The sequence below is a fragment of the Microbacterium sp. BK668 genome (genome assembly GCF_004362195.1).
GTDB lineage: Bacteria > Actinomycetota > Actinomycetes > Actinomycetales > Microbacteriaceae > Microbacterium.
In genome coordinates this window covers 1,558,084-1,576,661 of sequence record NZ_SNWG01000001.1, presented here as the reverse complement: position 1 = coordinate 1,576,661, position 18,578 = coordinate 1,558,084, and the positions used below count along the sequence as shown (strand labels likewise).

General features: G+C 70.1%; 3 protein-coding genes (1 of these 3 running past the window's edge). 2 read left to right on the top strand and 1 reads right to left on the bottom strand.

Annotation, left to right across the window (positions count from 1 at the left end):
• The first annotated feature begins 16 nt into the window (after nt 1–16).
• Complete coding sequence (locus tag EV279_RS06825) at nt 17–2,848, top strand: MMPL family transporter (RefSeq protein ID WP_133542106.1); 2,832 nt, start codon at nt 17–19, stop codon at nt 2,846–2,848.
• Entirely contained in the window at nt 2,845–4,866 is a 2,022-nt protein-coding gene (locus EV279_RS06820) for a YhgE/Pip family protein (RefSeq protein ID WP_133542105.1), read from the top strand. The genes EV279_RS06825 and EV279_RS06820 overlap by 4 nt, the downstream gene beginning before the upstream one ends.
• Before the next feature lie 116 nt (nt 4,867–4,982).
• Here EV279_RS06820 and EV279_RS06815 read toward each other — a convergent pair whose 3' ends face one another.
• Nucleotides 4,983–18,578: the final stretch of a Calx-beta domain-containing protein gene (locus EV279_RS06815; RefSeq protein ID WP_133542104.1), read on the bottom strand. The gene runs 18,051 nt beyond the window's last position; only the last 13,596 of its 31,647 coding nucleotides appear in the window; its start codon lies off the right edge, out of view; it ends in the stop codon at nt 4,983–4,985.

Genomic DNA, 18,578 nt, shown 5'->3' with positions numbered 1-18,578 from the left:
TCCACCCGGAGGATCAGTGTCCACACTTCTCTACGCGCTCGGGCGCTGGTCGTACCGCCACCCGTGGCGCGTCCTGGTCACGTGGCTGCTGCTGCTGGGGATCGCCGGAGGAAGCGCCGGCCTGTTCATGCAGGGCACCGACAACGCATTCACCATCCCCGGTACCGAGGCGCAGGCGGGGCTCGAGCAGCTCAGCCGCTCGTTCCCGCAGGCGAGCGGGACGAGCGCCCAGCTCGTCATCGTGGCAGCAGACGGCGACAGAATCGATCAGGATCCCTATGCCGCCGAGATCGCCGACACGATCGGCGAGCTCGATGATCTCGACGGGATCCTCGCGGTCACCGACCCCTTCGACGAGATGGTCTCGGGACTCGTGTCCGACGACGACACCGCGGCGATCATCCGCCTCCAGTTCGACGGGCAGGCGACCGACGTCACCCCCGAGACGAAGGATCAGCTGCACGAGATCAGTGCCGACCTCGAGCAGACCCTGCCCGAGGAATCTCAGGTCGCGATCGGCGGCGACCTCTTCTCGCAGTCGATCCCGACGATCTCGATCATCGAGGCCGTGGGCGTGCTCGTCGCCCTCTTCGTCCTCATCGTGACCTTCCGCTCGTTCGCGGTGGCGTGGTTTCCGCTGATCAGCGCCCTCATCGGAGTGGGCCTCGCGATCGCTCTCATCCTCGTCGCGACCGCGTTCGCGACGATCTCCTCGACCACCCCTCTGCTGGCGATCATGCTGGGGCTGGCCGTCGGCATCGACTACGCGCTCTTCATCGTCGCCCGACATCAGGACCAGGTGCGCGACGGGGTCGAGCCAGAGGAGTCCGCCGCACGCGCGACGGGAACCGCCGGGTCGGCCGTCGTGTTCGCCGGCGTCACGGTGCTGATCGCGCTCATCGGCCTGTCGTTCGCGGGCATCCCGTTCCTCACGACGATGGGCATCGCGGCATCCGTCGCCGTCGCCATCGCCGTCCTCGTCGCGGTCACCCTGACCCCCGCGCTGCTCGGCTTCGCGAAGGGCCGTGTCATCGGCTGGAAGCGTGCGTCGCGTCGTGCGGCGGCGGGAGCGACGACGGATGCCTCCGCCGGCGCCCCCTCGGAGTCCGGGAGCGATTCGCCTCGCTCCGCTCGCCCGACGACCGGCGGGCGGCCGAAGCGGGGCTTCGCCGACCGGTGGGTCACCGGCGTGACGCGGCATCCCTGGGTCACGACCATCGCAGTGGTCGTCGGCCTCGGCGCGCTCGCGATCCCCGCCGCGAGCCTCACCCTGGCCCTTCCCAACGCCGGCATGCAGCCGGAGTCGAGCGAGGCGCGCCAGGCCTACGACCTCACGTCGGAGCACTTCGGCCCCGGCTTCAACGGCCCCTTGATCCTCACCGGCACGATCGTCACGTCGACCGACCCCCTGGGCCTGATGGGAGACCTCGGCGAGGCCGTCGAGAAGATCCCCGGCGTCGCGACCGTCGCGCTGGCCACCCCCAATCAGACCGCCGACACCGGCATCGTGCAGCTCGTGCCGACGACGGCCCCCGACGACCCGGCGACGGCCGAGCTCGTACGCGAGCTGCGCGCCCACCACGACGAGTGGCTCAAGGAGTACGGCGTCGACCTCAAGGTCACCGGCTTCACCGCCGTCGCGATCGACATCTCGGACCGCCTCGGCTCCGCGCTCCTCCCGTTCGGCATCTTCGTCGTCGGCCTGTCGCTCGTGCTCCTCATGATCGTCTTCCGCTCCATCTGGGTGCCGATCAAGGCGGCGCTCGGCTACCTTCTGTCGGTGCTCGCCGCGTTCGGCGTCGTGGCACTCGTCTTCGAGCACGGCGTCGGCGCCGACCTCCTCCACGTCGCCAAGACGGGGCCGGTGATCAGCTTCATGCCGATCATCCTCATGGGCGTGCTGTTCGGACTCGCGATGGACTACGAGGTCTTCCTCGTCTCGCGCATGCGCGAGGACTACGTGCACAAGCGCCGCGCGAACGGCGGCGCCGACGACCGCGCAACCGCCGTCGGGGCCGTGCGTTCGGGATTCACGGCATCGGCGCGCGTGGTCACGGCCGCCGCCGTCATCATGTTCGCGGTGTTCGCCGCCTTCATCCCCGAGGGCGACACGGCGATCAAGCCCATCGCCCTCGGCCTCGCCGTCGGCATAGCGATCGACGCCTTCCTCGTGCGCATGACCCTCGTGCCGGCTGTCATGGCCCTGCTGGGCGAGAAGGCCTGGTGGATGCCCCGCACGCTCGAGCGCGTGCTCCCCCACTTCGACATCGAGGGCGAGGCCGTCGAGCGCGAGCTCGCGCTGGCGGAGTGGCCCGGACCGGACTCGACCGCGGTCGTGGTCGGGGAGGACGTCGAGGTCGCCGACGAGGGACGCGCGCTCCTCCGCGGAGTCTCGCTGGACGTCGAGCCCGGCGAGGCCGTCGTCGTCACGGGAGACCCCGTCGCGGCGACCGCTGTCCTGCTGGCGCTCTCGGGCCGTCTCGCGCCGACGGGCGGACGCCTCCGCGTCGCGGGACACCTGCTCCCCGAGCGCGCGGCGTGGGTGCGCGCGCATGTGGGCGTCGCCCTGCTCCACGGCTCCGCCGACCCTCTCGACGAGCTGCGGCACGCGCTGCGCGGGCGCACATCGCTCGTCGTGATCGACGGCGTCGACGCCCTCGCCGAGCCGCAGCGCCGGGAGGCGGCACGGATGCTGCGTGACGCCCCGGGCGTCGCCGTCATCGTGTCTGCCGCCGACGCAGCGGGCGCCGAGTCGCTGCTCACGGCCGCCGGCCGGGGCCCGGTCCCGGTCCTCGACCTGAACTCCCCACGAACGTCCGCTCTCTCGTCTGCAGAGGTGATGGCATGACCCTCCCCATCGAACGCGCGCGCTCGCGCCGGCCCGTCACATGGCTCACGCTGTTGGGGGTGCTGCTGCTTCCCGTCGTCATCGGCGGCATCCTCGTCGCGTCGCTGTACAACCCCGCCGAGCGGCTCGACGAGATCAACGCCGCGATCGTGAACGAGGACGAACCCGTGACGATCGGCGAGCAGACCGTGCCGCTCGGCCGCCAGCTCACCGCCGGGCTCGTCGAGGGCTCGGACGACCTCGACAGCAACCTCACCTGGACGATCTCCAACGCCGACGATGCGGCCGACGGTCTCGCGGACGGGACGTACGACGCGATCGTGACGATCCCCGCGAACTTCTCGGCGGCCGCCACGTCGACGCAGCCGGGCGAGACGCCCGAGCAGGCGACGATCCAGGTGCAGACCCCGCCGGACTCACTCGTCGTCGACGACGCCATCACGGCGCAGGTGACGCAGGCGGCCGCGAGCCTCCTGGGTCAGCAGCTCTCCCAGGTCTACCTCGAGAACGTCTTCCTCGGCTTCACGACGCTGGGCGATCAGCTCGGCGAGGCCGCGACCGGCGCTCAGCAGCTGGCCGACGGCGCGCAGCAGGCAGCCGAGGGTGCCGCGCAGCTTCCCAGCGGAGCCACACAGCTCGCCGACGGCGCGGGACAGCTCGCCACGGGTGCGACCTCGCTTGCGGGCGCCCTGAACCAGATCGCTGCGGGCATCGGAGGCGCGGCCGGCGGCGCCCGCGACCTGGCGGACGGCCTCGACGGGGCGGCGGCGGGAGTGCAGAACCAGCAGCTGAAGGATGCCGCGAACGCCTCGGCCGCGTACGCCGACACCGCGGCCGATCAGACCCTCGCACTCGCCCTCCAGCTCGGCAATGACAAGCCGGAGAACGGGCCGATCGGGCTGGCCCAGCAGCTCGGCGCCCTCGCGCAGCAGTGCATCGCCTCCGGCGCCGACCCCCTCTACTGCCAGCAGCTCGGCGGCGTCGCGGCACAGCTGGGGGACGCGGCCAAGAGCGCGGGAGACGCGGCCACGAGCGCCGGATACGCCAACGGCTACGCCGCACCCACGGCGACGGGCATCGCGAGCCTCATGGACCAGACGAGCGCGGGCATCTCGACCGCCGCCGACGGCGCCCGCGGACTGGCGGCGGGTCTGGACAAGCTCCAGGCGGGCACCGCCCAGTCGGCGACGGGCGCCGGTCAGCTCGCCTCGGGCGCTTCGCAGCTGTCCGACGGCGGCGACCAGCTCGCGACCGGCTCCCAGAGCCTCGCCGACGGCGTCGCCCAGCTCGCATCGGGCACCGACTCGCTCGCCGATGGCCTCGGAACAGCCGTCGACCAGATCCCGACCTACACCGAGGACGAGGCATCCAGCCTGGCCGACGTCGTCGCCGATCCGGTCGCCGCGGAGGGCACCGGGACGAGCCTGTTCGGCGCATCCGCCGTGCCGCTGCTCGCGACGGCCGCACTGTGGTTCGGCGGACTCGCGACCTTCGTCGCACTGCAGGCGGTCACGCGACGCTCGCTCGCCTCGCGGGCACCGTCCGCCGTGCTGGCGCTGCGAGCCTTCCTTCCCGCGGCGGCGATCGGCGCGCTGCAGGGTCTGCTCGTCGCGGGCGTCGTTCAGCTCGCGGCGTCGTACGACTGGGGCGAATGGTCGGTCTTCGCGGGCCTGTGCGTCGCTGCCGGTGTCGCCTTCGCAGCGGTCAACCAGGCGCTGGTGGCGGTGTTCGGGGGGGCCGGTCGCTGGATCGCGGCCCTCATCGGGGCGCTCGCCGTCGCGACCGGCATCGTCTCTACCGTGCCTCCGGTTCTCGCCTCGGTCGCATCGCTCCTTCCGACCGCCCCCGCGTACAACGCGATGGTCGCGGCGCTCACCTCGAGCGGGGGCGTCGCGGCCGGCCTGGTCGGCCTCCTCGTCTGGGCGCTCCTGGCGTTCCTCGCTACCGTCGTCGCGGTCACCAGGCGCCGCACCGTCTCGGCGCGGTCGCTGATCGAGGCATCCGTCGCCACGGCCTGATCGAGCCGGACCCGCTCATCCGCCGTCTCCCAGGGCGATGCGTCGCGCCGGCGACGGATGAGCGGGCGGGCCGCCCGTCGCGGCCGGGCCGTCGGGTCGGCCAGGTCCCACTGCGGTCAGCGGTCGTCGTTGACGATCGTCACGACACCCCCGGATCGCTGGAGGTTGGCCGCCGGCGTCGGCTGGAGCCTGACGACGAACGACTCGTCCGGCTCGAGGAGGCTGTCCCCCCGGATCGTCAGAGTGATGGTGGCCGTGGTCTGGCCGGGCGCGAAGGTGATCGTGTAGACCGCGCCGTCCAGCGCGCCGGTGAAGTCGGATCCCGCCGTCGCCGTGGCGCCGCTCAGCGCGGGTTCCAGCATCCAGTTCACCGAGAGTGAGCCCTCGGACGACGAGCGCGTCACCGTGAGCGTCACCGTCTTCGTCGTGCCCGCCGCGCCCTCGGTGACGGAGGCGTCCGAGATCGACAGTGTCTGGGCTGCTGCCGGCGCTCCCGCGTACTTCGCCTCGTCGGTTCTCAGGCGGTAGTCGGCGATGGAGACGACCGTGCCGGCGCCCAGCCCGAAGACGCCCTGTCTGCCGTCCGCCAGCTGCGAGTTGAAGATGACCGATGCCAGCACCTGCCCGTTGAGCGTCACGGTGACCACCGTCGCCTTCAGGACGATGTTGAGCAGGTGGTCGGTGCCGGCGACGAGCGTGCGGGTGATGGCCTGATCGATCACGCGACGGCCACCCGAGACGTGCCCGACGACGACTCGCTGACCGGCGACGTCGAGGGCCACGAACTTGTGGTCCGTCACCGAGTACCAGTCGAACACGAAGCCCGTCGTCCCGACCGCGCGGAACCTCGCCTCGAGCTCCACGTACGCCATCGGGTCGAACTTCGGCACCGACCCGGCCGGCGTGGCCTCCGCCGAGCCGAACCCGATGAGGGTGGCGCCGAAGCCCCCCGCGGCGGTCACGTCCAGGCGGCCCGCACGGGTGACGGTCGAGGTCCCGGACTGGTCTGCCGTGATGGCGGTCCCGCTTCCCTCGAAGTAGTCGGTGCGGTCTACGGTGATGGCGGGCGAGATCACGGTGAGCGCGATGTTGTCGAAGAGCCCCTTCGCCTGATCGGAGCCGAAGCCGACGAGCCCGCGGTTGAGCGCGACCTGACCCCCGTCGAGCATGCGCGGCGCGAAGGTGTACGTCAGGACGTTCTTGCCGTCGACGACCACCGTCACGACCAGCCCGTTCACGATCACGTTGAGGTTGTAGAAGGTGCCGGCCTTGACGCCGCCGGGCACAGACGCCTGCGCGAGCTGCGCCCAGCCCCAGCTCGCCCGCTGGCCGATGACGTACTTGTTCGTCGACTGGTCGAGACCGGCGAACTTGAAGTCCATCGGGTCGAAGTAGTCGAAGATGACGTACGCGTTGGCCTTCCAGCCGGCGGTCGGCTTGTCCATCGAGATCTTCGCGGCGAGCTCGTAGTACACGCTCTTGTACGCGTCGGAGTACCACACCGCCATCGCGTCGCCCGTGCTGTCGGCGGCGGCGACCTTGAGAACGCCCTGCTGGACGGTGAAGACGCCGGATGCTGTCGCGAAGCCCTGCAGCGTGCCGTCGTTGAAGTCGGCGCCGCGGAGGGTGTCGCGACGACCGCCCGGGATGTTCCCGGCCTGCGGGTCGGTCGGCCCGCCCGTCTGCGTCTGCCAGTAGCCGTGGTCGGACTGGCGGATGAGGCCGAGCTCGCCGAACGGCTCGCCGTTGCGGGCGGGATCGCTGCCCTCGTCGGTGGCCCGGGTGAGGTCGACCCCTTGGCTGCGGCTGAGCGCGTAGAGGAACTCGGGCAGCTGCGGCTCGTTCTGCCGGCTCACCGTCGCGATGCCGAAGGGTGCGAACGGCACGATGTAGCTGTTGAACTCGCCGACCCAGTCGATGAGGCGATCGCCGCCGGTGTTGCCGATCAGGATGTCGAGGCCGGCGCCGCCGTACACGCGGTCCTGGAAGCTCGAGTTCACGCCGTCGGGCACGTCGTTGAGCCAGGTCTCGCCCGGGGTGGTGCAGGTCCCGTTCGGCTGCGCCACGGCGCATCCCGAGTGCAGATCGTCGTCGGCGTTGTGGAGGTCGTTGCCCCAGCCGCCCCACAGCGTGTCCCGTCCGGTGCCGCCCACGAGCCAGTCGTTGCCGAGGTCGCCGAAGATGACGTCGTCGCCGTCGGACGCCTGCGTCTTGCCGGAGCCGGAGAGGACGGTCGTCGCGGTGCAGTTGCCCTGGTTGTCGACGGCGATGCAGGCCACGACGAGGTTGCCGGTCAGATCCTCGTTGTTCAGGAAGAACTGGTTCGGGAACAGGGCGAGGTCCGCGCTCCCCGTGCACGTGCGACCGCTCGGCGACCAGGAGGTGCAGCCCCACGTGCTGCCCGCCGCATCGAAGCGGATCGCGCGGCGCGGGTCGTACTCGTCGTAGAGGAGGAACTCGCCCAGCCGCGTCTCGTTGTGGTTGTTGGCGTGCCACGGGTTGGTGTCGGCGCCGAAGTGGAGCACGTCGCCCGGGTTCCACGGGTGGGCGAAGTCGATGTACTCCAGGCCGATCGGGTTGCCCGCCGCGTCGAAGTGCTGCGCGAAGCCGCCCTTCGTGAAGTCGAGCTGGCCGGCGCCGATCGCCTCGGAGCCGCTGATCGCGTCGTCCCCGGCGCCGCCATGGATCCAGTCGCTGCCCCAGCCGCCGAAGATGATGTCGTCGGAGTTGTTGGCATCGTAGAGCGGCTGGTTGACCACCTTGTTGAGGCCCGCGTTCACGTCGGGGCCCAGGTTGTAGACGGTCAGGTCGACGGACTTGAGGAGGGCGCCCGCCACGTTGATCGTGGCCGTCTGCACCTGGCCGGGGGTGTAGATGAACTCGTTCAGGACATTGCCCTGGCTGGTCTTGGTGTCGGGGTCGGTCGGAAGGAGGGCGAGGATCCCGAAGAGCCGCTCGCTGTAGCACCGCGTCGCCGCGTTCGCGCTTCCGGTGCAGGCGGCACCCGCGCTGGTGAGGCCGGTCGAGCTGTTGCGGCTGGTGAAGATGCGGCCGTCGTCGCCCAGGATGCCGTCGTCGCCCGTACCGCCGGAGATCCAGTCGTTGCCCCAGCCGCCGATGAGGTCGTCGTTCTGGGCGTCACCGTAGATCACGTCGTGGTCGGCCCCGCCGTACACCGTGTCGTCGCCCGTCTCGCCGTGGACCTCGTCGCGACCGCCGATCTGGCTGAGCTTCCACGCCCCGGACGACGTGTCGAGGACGAACGAGCAGATCGGCTGCGTCGGCGAGCCGTTGCAGTCCGCCCCCGGTCCGCCGAGACCGAAGTTCTCGGGCCGGTAGTCGGGGCCGCCCACCGTGTAGTCGAGCAGGTGCACGCCACGGACGACGATCCGCTCCGCGCCCGCCGCCGCACCGCCGTAGGTGTCGTACACGAACGTCACGTAGTTCGGGCCGGTCGGAGGCGTCACGCCGGGCACCGGACTCGGTGCGGGGTTGACGTCGGTCTTGCTTACGCCGACGATCCGGATGATGCGGCCGTTGTCGCCGACGATCGAGTCGGCGTCGCGGGCATCCATGTCGGCCGGCAGGGTGTTGTCGGCGAGCTTCCCGCCCGGGGTCGCCAGCGTGGAATCGGCGCCGTTGACCTGGTTGTTGATGCCGATCTGCGTGCCGGCGCCGCCGAAGATGATGTCGGCGCCGCGGTCGTGGCCGGGCTGGTACGGGAGAGTCGGGAACGGCAGGCCGTCCGGGCGCTTGTCGGGCGTCGTGAGGCTGAAGAAGTCGCTCGAGCCGCCGATGAGGTCGTCCTGGCCGAGGCCGCCGAACATGACGTCGTTGCCGGCGTTGCCTTCGAGGTAGTCCTGCCCGTCGGTCGCCGACTCGACGGACCGCACCACGACGAGGACACCCGTGTAGTCGCAGACCATCGCTCCCGCCGGGCCCATGCAGCCGAGCGGCGTGCGCGACGCACCGACGTGAGTCGAATCGGAATGATCATCGATCCAGCGGCGGTATGCGCGGTCGACGTCGCCGTCGCCCTGCATGACGTCGTCGCCCAGCTGTCCGAACAGCAGGTCGTGCGCCGCTCCGCCCGCCAGGTAGTCGTTGCCCCACGTACCGGCCCACTTCGTGCCCGCGTCGGATGCGACGTCGTGGAAGAGGTTCGTCACGTCGTACTCGGCCCACCACGGCGCGCCGTCGGGGTCGCGGTACGGACGCGGCAGGCCGTCGACGAGGAGGACTCCCGAGGTGTTCTCGGTGGGCGTCGGGGCGCCGTTGCAGAGGTTCGCCGGGTCGAGGATGTCGCTGCGGCTGTACATCAGGGTGCCGCAGAGCGTCTGGAAGCGGCCGCTCGTCCAGTCTCCCGGAGTGCGGTCGAACCACACGGCGTCACCGAAGAGGATGTCGTCGCCCGCGTCGCCGTCGATCATGTCGTTGCCCGCACCGCCGACGAGGACGTCCCGGCCGAGCCCGCCGAAGACGACGTCGTCGGCGCCCCGGTCGAGGTTGACGCTGCGGATGCGGATGATCGTCGACAGCGCCGTCGTCTGGATCTTCTGCGGCCGCGCGTCGGGCTCGTTCGGGTCGGCGACGTTCTGGTCGATCGCTCCGTGGTCGCCGAAGACGATGTCGTCGTAGGTGCTGTCGGGGGTGGCACCGGCGTTGACGACGAAGGAGCCGAGGCCGGGGCCGGCGGCGCCGTCGCCGTGGATGAGATCGGAGCCCGCCACCAGCAGGTCGTCCACGATGCCGACGACCCCGCCCACGACGGGCGCGAGCGTCGTCCCGTCGGCGATGGAGCCCGCGCCGGTCACCGACGGCAGGGGGCTGCGGTTGGTCGTGGCGATCTCGAGCGCACGGGTCAGGATGTCGACGTTGACGCCCGAGTCGCCGTAGATGTGGTCGACGCCGCGGCCCCCGCGGATCTGGTCGTCGCCCGAGCCGCCGGCGAGGTGGTCGCCGGCCTGGCTGCCGATCAGGAGGTCATCGCCGAGGCCGCCGTAGGCCGTGAAGCCCACCGTCGGCAATGCGCCGGGCGCGAGGTCCGCGTACAGCCCGGACGCGTCGATGATGTCGTTGCCGCTGTGGTCGTAGAGGTTGGCGAGGCCGAAGATCCACTCGTCGTCCTCGTTCTCGGCATCCGGGATGTGCGTGAACGGGTCGAACGGCTTCGGGCCGAACTCCATCCCGAGGTTGTCGCCGGGGCTGCCGGAGTACCACGTGCCGTCCTGCGACGTGTCACCGTAGACCACGAGCGGCGAGTTCGGGCCGGCTGTGGCCCCGGCGCTGCAGGTCACCGCGTCGTTCTCGATGCCGTCGGACTGGGCGGCGATCTTGAACAGGAGGCTCGAATCGGCGCGGTTGCACACGGTGATCGTGTCGCCGCCGATCATGATGCCGCTGGACTGACGGAACTCGTCCCACGCGGTGAGGGACAGGGTCACGGCATCCCACACGACCACGCCACCGGCGCCCAGGTGCATGCTCGGGGCCCACGCGGTGTTGGCGAACGTCATCACGTTCCCGTTGAGCCCCGAGATCGTGAAGGGTCCCGCGAAGCCGCTGATGCGCACCTGCATGCCGACCTTGAAGCCGGCCGTCGACCAGCTGACGCCGTCGGTGCGGGTGAGGCTCGACGTCTTCACGTGGACGGGCGTGGTCACCTGGATCTTGACCGGCTGCGCGACGCGCACGTCGGTGAGGAGGTTCGCGCCGGCGGGAAGGGCGACGGGCGCGGGTGTCCACTGCAGATCGGGCCCGCTCAGGATCATGACCGAGCCGATGCCGCACCCGGGGAACGGATCGGAGTACGGGCACGATGCGTCGGCGAAGCCGAGGATCGTACGGGTGAAGTTCTCGCCGACGAGCTGGATGTGCTGGTATGCGTGCAGGTAGGGGTCGCCGGCGTAGTAGCCGCTGCCGGGCAGGCGGCCGTTGAACGCCCAGTTGAGTCCGTCGCGCCGGGTCAGCGTGATTCCGCCGCCCGCGGTCGCGGCACGATCCATCTCGAAGAGGGTCCGGATCGGCGAGTTGCCGCCGCCGTGAACCGTCGTCAGTCCGCCGTGCGGACCCGGGACGAAGACGGCCGGCGTTCCCGTCGCGGGCGCCGCGATCGCGCCGCCGCGCTGCAGCGTCAGCGTCCTGCCGTCTGCGGAGATCGCCATGAGGCGCCAGGCGCCGGTCAGGCCCTCGATCATCACGAGCTGACCGACGACGAAGCCGTCGGTCGCCCAGCTTCCGGTCGAACGGGTGACCGTTCCGCCGTCCGCTCCCGCGGGCGTGATCGTGATCGTGCCGGTCGCGTTCCCCACCGCCACGCCGCCCTTGACCACGATGTCGGCAGCCGTGACCGTGCGCAGCGCCGAGCCGGTCACCGGCGTCCCCGACACGAGCACGAGGTAGACCACGGTGTTGTCGGTCGTGTCGGACGGGTCGTCATCGCCGAAGCCCACGATCCTGAAGGTCGCACCGCCGGTCATCGTGATGGTCTGGCCGACCAGGAAGCCCTGTGCCTTCCAGTCGAACGGCGCCGAGCGGGTGAGGCGGTGAGTCGAGGCGAAAGGCCCCGCGACAGCGGTGAGCGTCACCGTGCCGACGAGCTTGACCGGCACGTCCGGCTGCAGAGTGCCCTGGATGTCGAGGCGGTCGTTGCCCGAGCCGAGGAAGAGGTTGAGGATCTCGATCGTGCTCTTGCCGCCGTCGGTCTGGTATGCGCCGTCGACGATCGAGACGGAGCCGAAGCTGATGCCCCCGGGGAAGATCTGCGGCTCGCCGAAGGTCTCGTTCTGGGACCCGCCATAGGCGGCGCCGAAGTCGAGGTCCTTGGCCATTCCGAGGCCGCGGAGCGTCGTCGACGTCATGACGCCCCAGTTGTGGGCCACGCTTCCGTCGCCGTAGATGTTCAGGACGTCGATCTGCTTCGACTCCGGCGCCTGGGCGGCGATGCCGAACAGCGGGCCGTCCTGCTCGCCGGGGAGCTTGAGTCCGAGCTCGAGCGAGCGATCGGCGCCCGACGGGCCGCCTTCGACCGCGAGCGGTCCGCGCAGGCGCGTCAGGAGGTGCTGAGAGGCGGGGAAGGTCTTGACGCCCGTGCGGACGACCGGCTGGTAGTACCCGAGATCGGCGCGGAGCTCGACGAACCGGTCGCTCGCCCAGTCGAGGGTCGTGAAGGTCGCCTGCGCCGCGATCCGCGTGACGGTGAACGCCGTGCCGACAAGAGTCGCGAAGTCGTCGTACGAGACGGGGCGGAACTCGAGCTGCTCGTCGCGGGCCGGGTTGGTGCCCCGGATGTTCTGGATCTTCGCCCGCACGCAGTGACCGAAGCCGTCGCAGATCTGGACCCACTGTCCCTCGAGGAAGCCGTCGGCGAGCCAGCCGCCGCCCGCACGGGTCAGGCGATAGTGGCTGACACCGTCGTCTCCCGTCGCCGTCGTCAGGGCTCCGGAGCCGCTGTAGATCCCGCGCCGTGTGAGGACGTTGATGGAAGTGCCCGTGAGGGTGCCGGAGCATCCGACGAGCGCCGTCGTCACCGTGAACGACCTGCCGTCGGCCGCGACGCTCTGCACGACGTACGTGCCCGTGCACGCGGCGAAGGTGACGCGCATCCCCGGTGCGAGGCCCTCGTCGCGGAAGCTGCCCGTGTCGCTGCCGTTGGCCCGCGTGACGGTGGAGCCCGAGAAGGCGAGGTTGCCCAGGAAGACGCGGGACGGGATGTCGCCGCCGATGAGGACGTAGTCCGCCGGCGTGAGGGCGACCCCGCCGACCGACACGACATCGACCAGCCCGTCGGGGGTGATGATGACGCGGACGTCACCGGTCGGCGCGGTAGTGAGGCGGATGACGTACCCGTCCGTGAGTCCGGGCACCGTGCACGCGGTGTTCCCGCACTTCACGATGACCGTGTCGGGGCCGGTCGGGATGGTGACGACGTTCGCGGTCTCGTCGTCGTAGACGAGGACGTCGGTGCGCTGCTGGCCGGAACGGAGGTTGGGGAACCGGTACGCCGAGGTGGCGGACGCCTGACCCCACGTGATGACGGCCGTCGTCGGGTCGCCCGGCTCGGGGTTGTTGCGAGCCTGAAGCGTCAGGCGTACGGGGGTGTTCCAGTTGGTGCCGTCGAAGCTCAGCAGGTAGTAGGTGCCGAGCACCGGGTCGACGATCTTCTGCCACCGCGCTGCCAGCCCCGGGTCGAGGATCTGCAGGATGCGCTGGGAATCGGCATCCATCGAGATCTTCACCCAGATCGTGAGGGCGCCCGGGTCCTTCGCGAGCTGGACGAGCACCTGGTCGGTGCGCTGCGTCGTGGCACTGCCCTCGATGACGACGCCGCGGTCGTCCAGCACGCAGTTGGCGGCGTTCGCCGTGCAGGCTGCGGACGGCTCGACGTGCGTGACGTAGACGCCCGGGGTGTCGTTGTCGTAGACCCGGACGTTCACCTGGCGCACGGCGGCGCCGTGGAACGCGGCATCCGTCGAGATCACCGAGTGCTGCACGACGACCGTGCGGTCGCCTTCGGACCGGAGGTCGTCGTAGGCGCGGACATAGACGCGCTGAGCCGCGTTCCAGTCGCCGGGTGTGAAGGTCAGGACGACGGCGCGGCCCGCCTCGTCGATGACGAGGCCGTTGCGCACGTAGTGACGCTGGAAGTCACCGATCGAGTTGCACTGATCGCCGTACACGGGGCCCTTGTCCACGCACAGCCAGATCGTGTCGGCGAGGCCGTTGGTGAGCCCGAATCCGGACGGGTTGTCGAAGGTGCCGCGAGCCTCCTCGTCCGGCGACAGCGCAGCCGAGACGGTGACGTAGACGTTCGCGGTCGGAGCGCGGCTCAGCTGCACGGTGTAGAAGTTCGTCTCGCGGATCGGCCCGCTCGTGGTGCCCTCGCGCACGCTCGTCGTCGCGCCCTGCTCCGTGATGACGACGAGGCCCTGCTCGGGCGTCGCGAGGTTGTACGGCACCCCGTCGACGACCGAGCCGTTGTAGCGAGGGTCGTCGGAGAGGACGATGTGGTCGACGGCGCCCGAGACGCCCTCCAGCTCGCGGGTGACGATATCGGCCGTGACGTCGCCGGCCACCGAGATCTGATCGGAGCCGAGACCGCCGATCACGCGATAGGCCACGCCGAAGGCGGTCGAGAGCACGAAGAACTGGTCGTCGCCCTCGAGGCCGTCGATCTCGAGGATCTCGATCGTGGCGTACTTCACGCTCAGGCCGGCACCGTAGATCGCCTTGTCGGTGATCACGAAGTCGTCGGCGAACTCGGTGCCGAGCACGACGAGCTTGTCGAAGCCGGTGCCGCCGTCGATGTTCACCGGAGCGTTGACGTTGTACTGGACCTCGTCCTCACCGCCACCGGCGCGGATGTCCAGGGGGCGCGACGTCGAGAAGCCGAGACCGATGACGGGGACCGCGACGCCGTTCGCGTCGAGCGGGATGACGTCGTCGAGCCACATCGTGTTGTCGAGGTCGACGTTGCTGCCCGCGGCGTGGTTGTACGTGATGTGCGCGTCGGCGTTGTTGCAGACGCCGTCGCCGTTGTTGTCGAAGCGGTACCTGCCGCCGCCGAGCTCGCACGTGCCGACGAGCTGGGCCACGCCCGCGATGGTGTTGGTGCGGGAGCCGTTCACGGTCGGGAAGACGCCGCCCGCCGGGCGGAAGTCCACGTCGCCCAGGCCGCAGCCGGCGGTCTCGTCGGCGTTGGTGTCGCACACCGCCGCGATCGCGAACGCCCGCACGATGAAGAGGTCGTTGTCGTCATCGCCGTTGAGCTGGATCTCGGCCTGGTTGGAGTAGACGATGAAGCGGTCGTTGCCCGTGCCTCCCGTGGCGAGGAGCGGCGCGTGCGCGCCCGGGCTCAGCCAGCCGCGTGTCGTCGGGACGAGCGCCGGGAACGTGTCGGCCGCCAGGAGCGCCCCGCCCTCGGGGGCCGGCTGGCTGTCGCGCTGCGTGCCGAAGATCTGCCCGATCTGGAATGTGTCATTGCCGGCGCCGCCGTCGAGGGTGACGGTCGCCTGCGTGTCGTCGACGTAGAACGCGTCGTTGCCGCCGAGGCCGAAGACCGTGATGCGGCCGTTGAGTGCGCGGTCGTAGTTGATGCGCTGCACGGACGCGCTGGGCTCGTTGCCGGCCACCCGGTCGCGGTACAGGCCGATGCCGCCGTCGGCGCTGCTGTTGCCGGCCAGCAGCGCGATGAAGGCGGGGTGATCGGCCGTCTCCGTCGGGGTCGCGCACGTCGCCGGAACGCCCGCATTGAGGGCGAACGGCGACTCGTTGTCGATGCAGGTGAGTGCGCGCAGGAGCCAGATGTCGTCGGTGCGGCCGTTGGCGCCGTTGTAGAGGGATGAGGCGTTGTCGTATCCGAAGACGTTGAGGACGTCCACGCCCTGGTTCGCAGCGCCCGTGTCGAGGACGTTGATCACGTAGTTGCGGACGCTTCCGTGGCTGCCGCTGGTGTAGACGGCGTAGCGGTCGCTCTCGCCCTGGCCGTCGAGGTTCAGCGTGTGGCCGGCGCCGACGCCGGACTGCAGGCCCGTCGGGCTCGTCACGACGTTCATCGACTGGAGGAACCAGACCGTCATCTCGTCCTCGCCGTCGGCCGTCGTCGAGGCGAGCGTCGCATTGCCGTGCACGGTCGTCTTCGAGCCGAGGAAGATGTAGCCGGCGCTCCCCCAGGTCGTCTTCGCGCCGGGCTGGCTGACGTCGAGACCCGACGGGTCGCCGAGCTGGATGACGTCGACGTCGCTGCCGCCCCAGACGTTCGTCTGGCGGCCCGGCACGGGGTTCGCCGCCGAGGGGCTGCAGATGCCCATCGGGTCGTCGCCGGGGCCGCCGGCGGTGACGTTGCAGTCGGCGACGATGCGGCCGCGGAGGATCATCGACGTGCCGTGCTCGGGATCCGGCGTCGCCAGGGTGCCACCGGTGTCGGCGTTGCCGTAGTCCCCGCGGATGTCGATCGACAGGTTCGCGAGGATCTGGCTGTTCTGGTGCAGCGTCACGTCGTCGCCGACGCGGAGCTCGACGCTCCCGACCTCGGCGAAGATCGTGCCGTTCGGGATGCTGCGGGGAGCGTCGGCATCGCTCTGCGGACCGCGGGTGTTCGACTCGGCGAATCGTGCGGTGCCGGACGCGATCAGGTAGAGGTCCTCGTCCAGCGCCGCCGTCTCGCGGACCGTGAGGCGGATGTCGCCGGTGAGCGCATGCGCGAACACCAGACGCAGGTAGGACGTCGACTCGGTGTAGTAGATGCTGCCCGTCGCCTCGAGGCCGACATCGTCGCCGTTCATCGCGAGCGCGGGATCGGATGCCCCGGTGAGGGGGGTGTTGCCGCAGTTGACGTAGGTGCACCCGAACGGGGGCGCGCGGCCGGAGTCGACGACGACGTCCTTCGACTGAAGGCCGATCGAGCCCCCGTTGGCGTCCATGTCGACCGAGTCGCCGCGGACGTTCTCTTCGGTGGTGTTCGGCTTGGCGTTGAGGATCGACCCGCCGACGGTCCGCAGACCCACGTTGCCGGTCGCGATGCTCGTGCTGCCGGCGGTGTAGACCTCCCACAGCGGCATGTCGCCGGTGAGCTCGTCGAGGTAGATGCCGGCCGTCTGCGCGTCGTCCGAGTCGAGGTCGTACGCCTTGAGCACGCCGTTGCTCACGCCCGTCCACGGGTTCGTCCCGATGAGCACGGCGGTGTTGATCTCGAGCCAGTCGGTCGCCAGGCCGATGCCGCCGAGCCCGCCCGCTTCGCCGGCGTGCATCGTGATGTTGACACCGGTCACGTCGATCGTCGGCCGGCCGTCGGCATCCAGGATCCGCCTCGGCGAGTGGAGCACGACGTCGCCGTCGGTCGAGTGGATGTGACCGACGAGCATGTCGCCCACGAGCTCGGTCGCCGTGATGTCGCCGTTCGTGCGCAGGAAGATCTGCGCGACGTTGACGGCCATGCCGGGGTCGTCGACCGGCCCGGTGTGACCCGCGCCTCCCGTCCAGGCGACGTCGGTGTTGATGACGATGTCGATCGTCGTGTCGGGCGTGGCGTCGGCCGTGACCGTGTGCGTCGCGCTGTCGATCGACGTCGTGAAGCAGGTCTTGGGCTCCTCGCCGCCGGTCGTCACGTGGCAGATGTCGATGTCGTCGCCGGCGCGCACCTCGGTGAAGTCGTACGTCGAGTCGATCTCGCCGTCGTCGTCGGTGCCGAGGGCGCGGAGGATGTGCGCGAGGTTCACGTTCGAGACATCGGGACGGAAGTGCGTCTCGTAGGAGCCGGAGCCCGTGCCGCAGTCGCCCGGGTACGGTCCCGCGCACCCGCCCCGCTCGATCGAGTTGCCGTCGTTGATGGCCGGGGTGTACGTCGACGGGAAGGTGAAGTCGTAGTACGTCGAGCTCGATGCGGGCTCGTACAGATCGACCACGACGAGCACGAGCGAGCTCTGGCCGTCGCCGTTCTTGGAGTCGTTGAGGACGACGTCCACATCGTCGCCTGCGCGGATGCGGTCGATGACGATCGTCGCGGGCGTCCCGAGCGCGGCGTCCGTGCGCCGGAAGTAGGTGAGGTCGACCACGACGTCCTTGCCGGCATCCAGCGTCACGATGGGCGCCTTGTTGCAGGGCGCGGGCCCCGAGCAGAAGTCCGGGTCGGGGTGGATGTAGTGGACCAGCTCGATCTCGATCGGGTTGCGCACCGGGTCGGGGTTCTGGTGGGTGGGGCTCTGGAAGCCGATGTTCCCGTTCGGCGCGTCGATGTCGATGACGTTGGTGCGGATGAGCTCGCGGCCGCTCCCCGAGAGGACGTCGCCAGAGGCGTTGAAGATCTCCGTCTCGCCGAGCGGGTTCTCGATGTAGTCGTCGAGGCGGATGAACGGCTGCCGGACCGGGCACGTGAAGGCGCAGGTGTTGTGCAGCTGCACATAGCTCGGCGGGAAGGTGTACTCGATGTCGAAGTCGAACGTCGTGTTCGGGTCGTTCTCCGAGAGCGAGGCGTTCGCCGCTGCCCCGTTGTTCCAGATCTCGTCGACGCGGATGTCGATGCGCGGCGGGTTCAGCGAGTTGACGACGTCGATGATGTTCGTCACGAGGTTGAGGTTCGAGGCGTTGATGATCCGCACGAAGTCCCACGTCTGCTGGAACTCGAAGCGTCCAACGCCGCCCCAGATGTCGCCATCGGGCCCGCCGAGGAGAGACAGGTCGTTGGCGAGGAAACGCGCCCGTGCGCCCCGGTCGTACACGATGTCGTCCACGGTGATGGTCGTCGCCCCGGCGCCGGCGAGCGAGCCCTCGGTGTGGACGTCGGTGAAGGGGTTGTCCTCGTAGCACGTGCCGACGTTGTTGCAGACGCGCACGTTGACGATCTTGGTGACGGTGCCGCTCGCGTCGACCTCGAGCACCGGGTTGGGCTCGCCGAGCATGATCACCCGGACCTCCCAGAAGATCTCGCGGCGGAGCGACGAGTTGCTGCCGACGTTGTCGCCGCCGTTGCCGAAGTCGAGGAGGCCGCCCGAGGTGTCGGCGTGCCGCCGCATCCGGTCGATCTGGTCGTTGACCTGCACGGTCAGGTCGGAGGTCGTGATGACGGCGAGGTTGCGGCCGACGACCTTCGCCTCGAGGGTCGGGTTGATGCGGGCGTAGGAGTCGGTCGCGCCACCGCCGCAGTCGCACTCGGCGAACGCGTCGGAGTTGAAGTCGACCTTCAGCCACTCCGCGACGATGTGGGTGTCGACCTGTCC

Coding starts and splice junctions, on each gene's coding strand:
- EV279_RS06820 (WP_133542105.1), top strand. CDS start 2,845: ATGACCCTCCCCATCGAACGCGCGCGCTCGCGCCGGCCCGTCACATGG.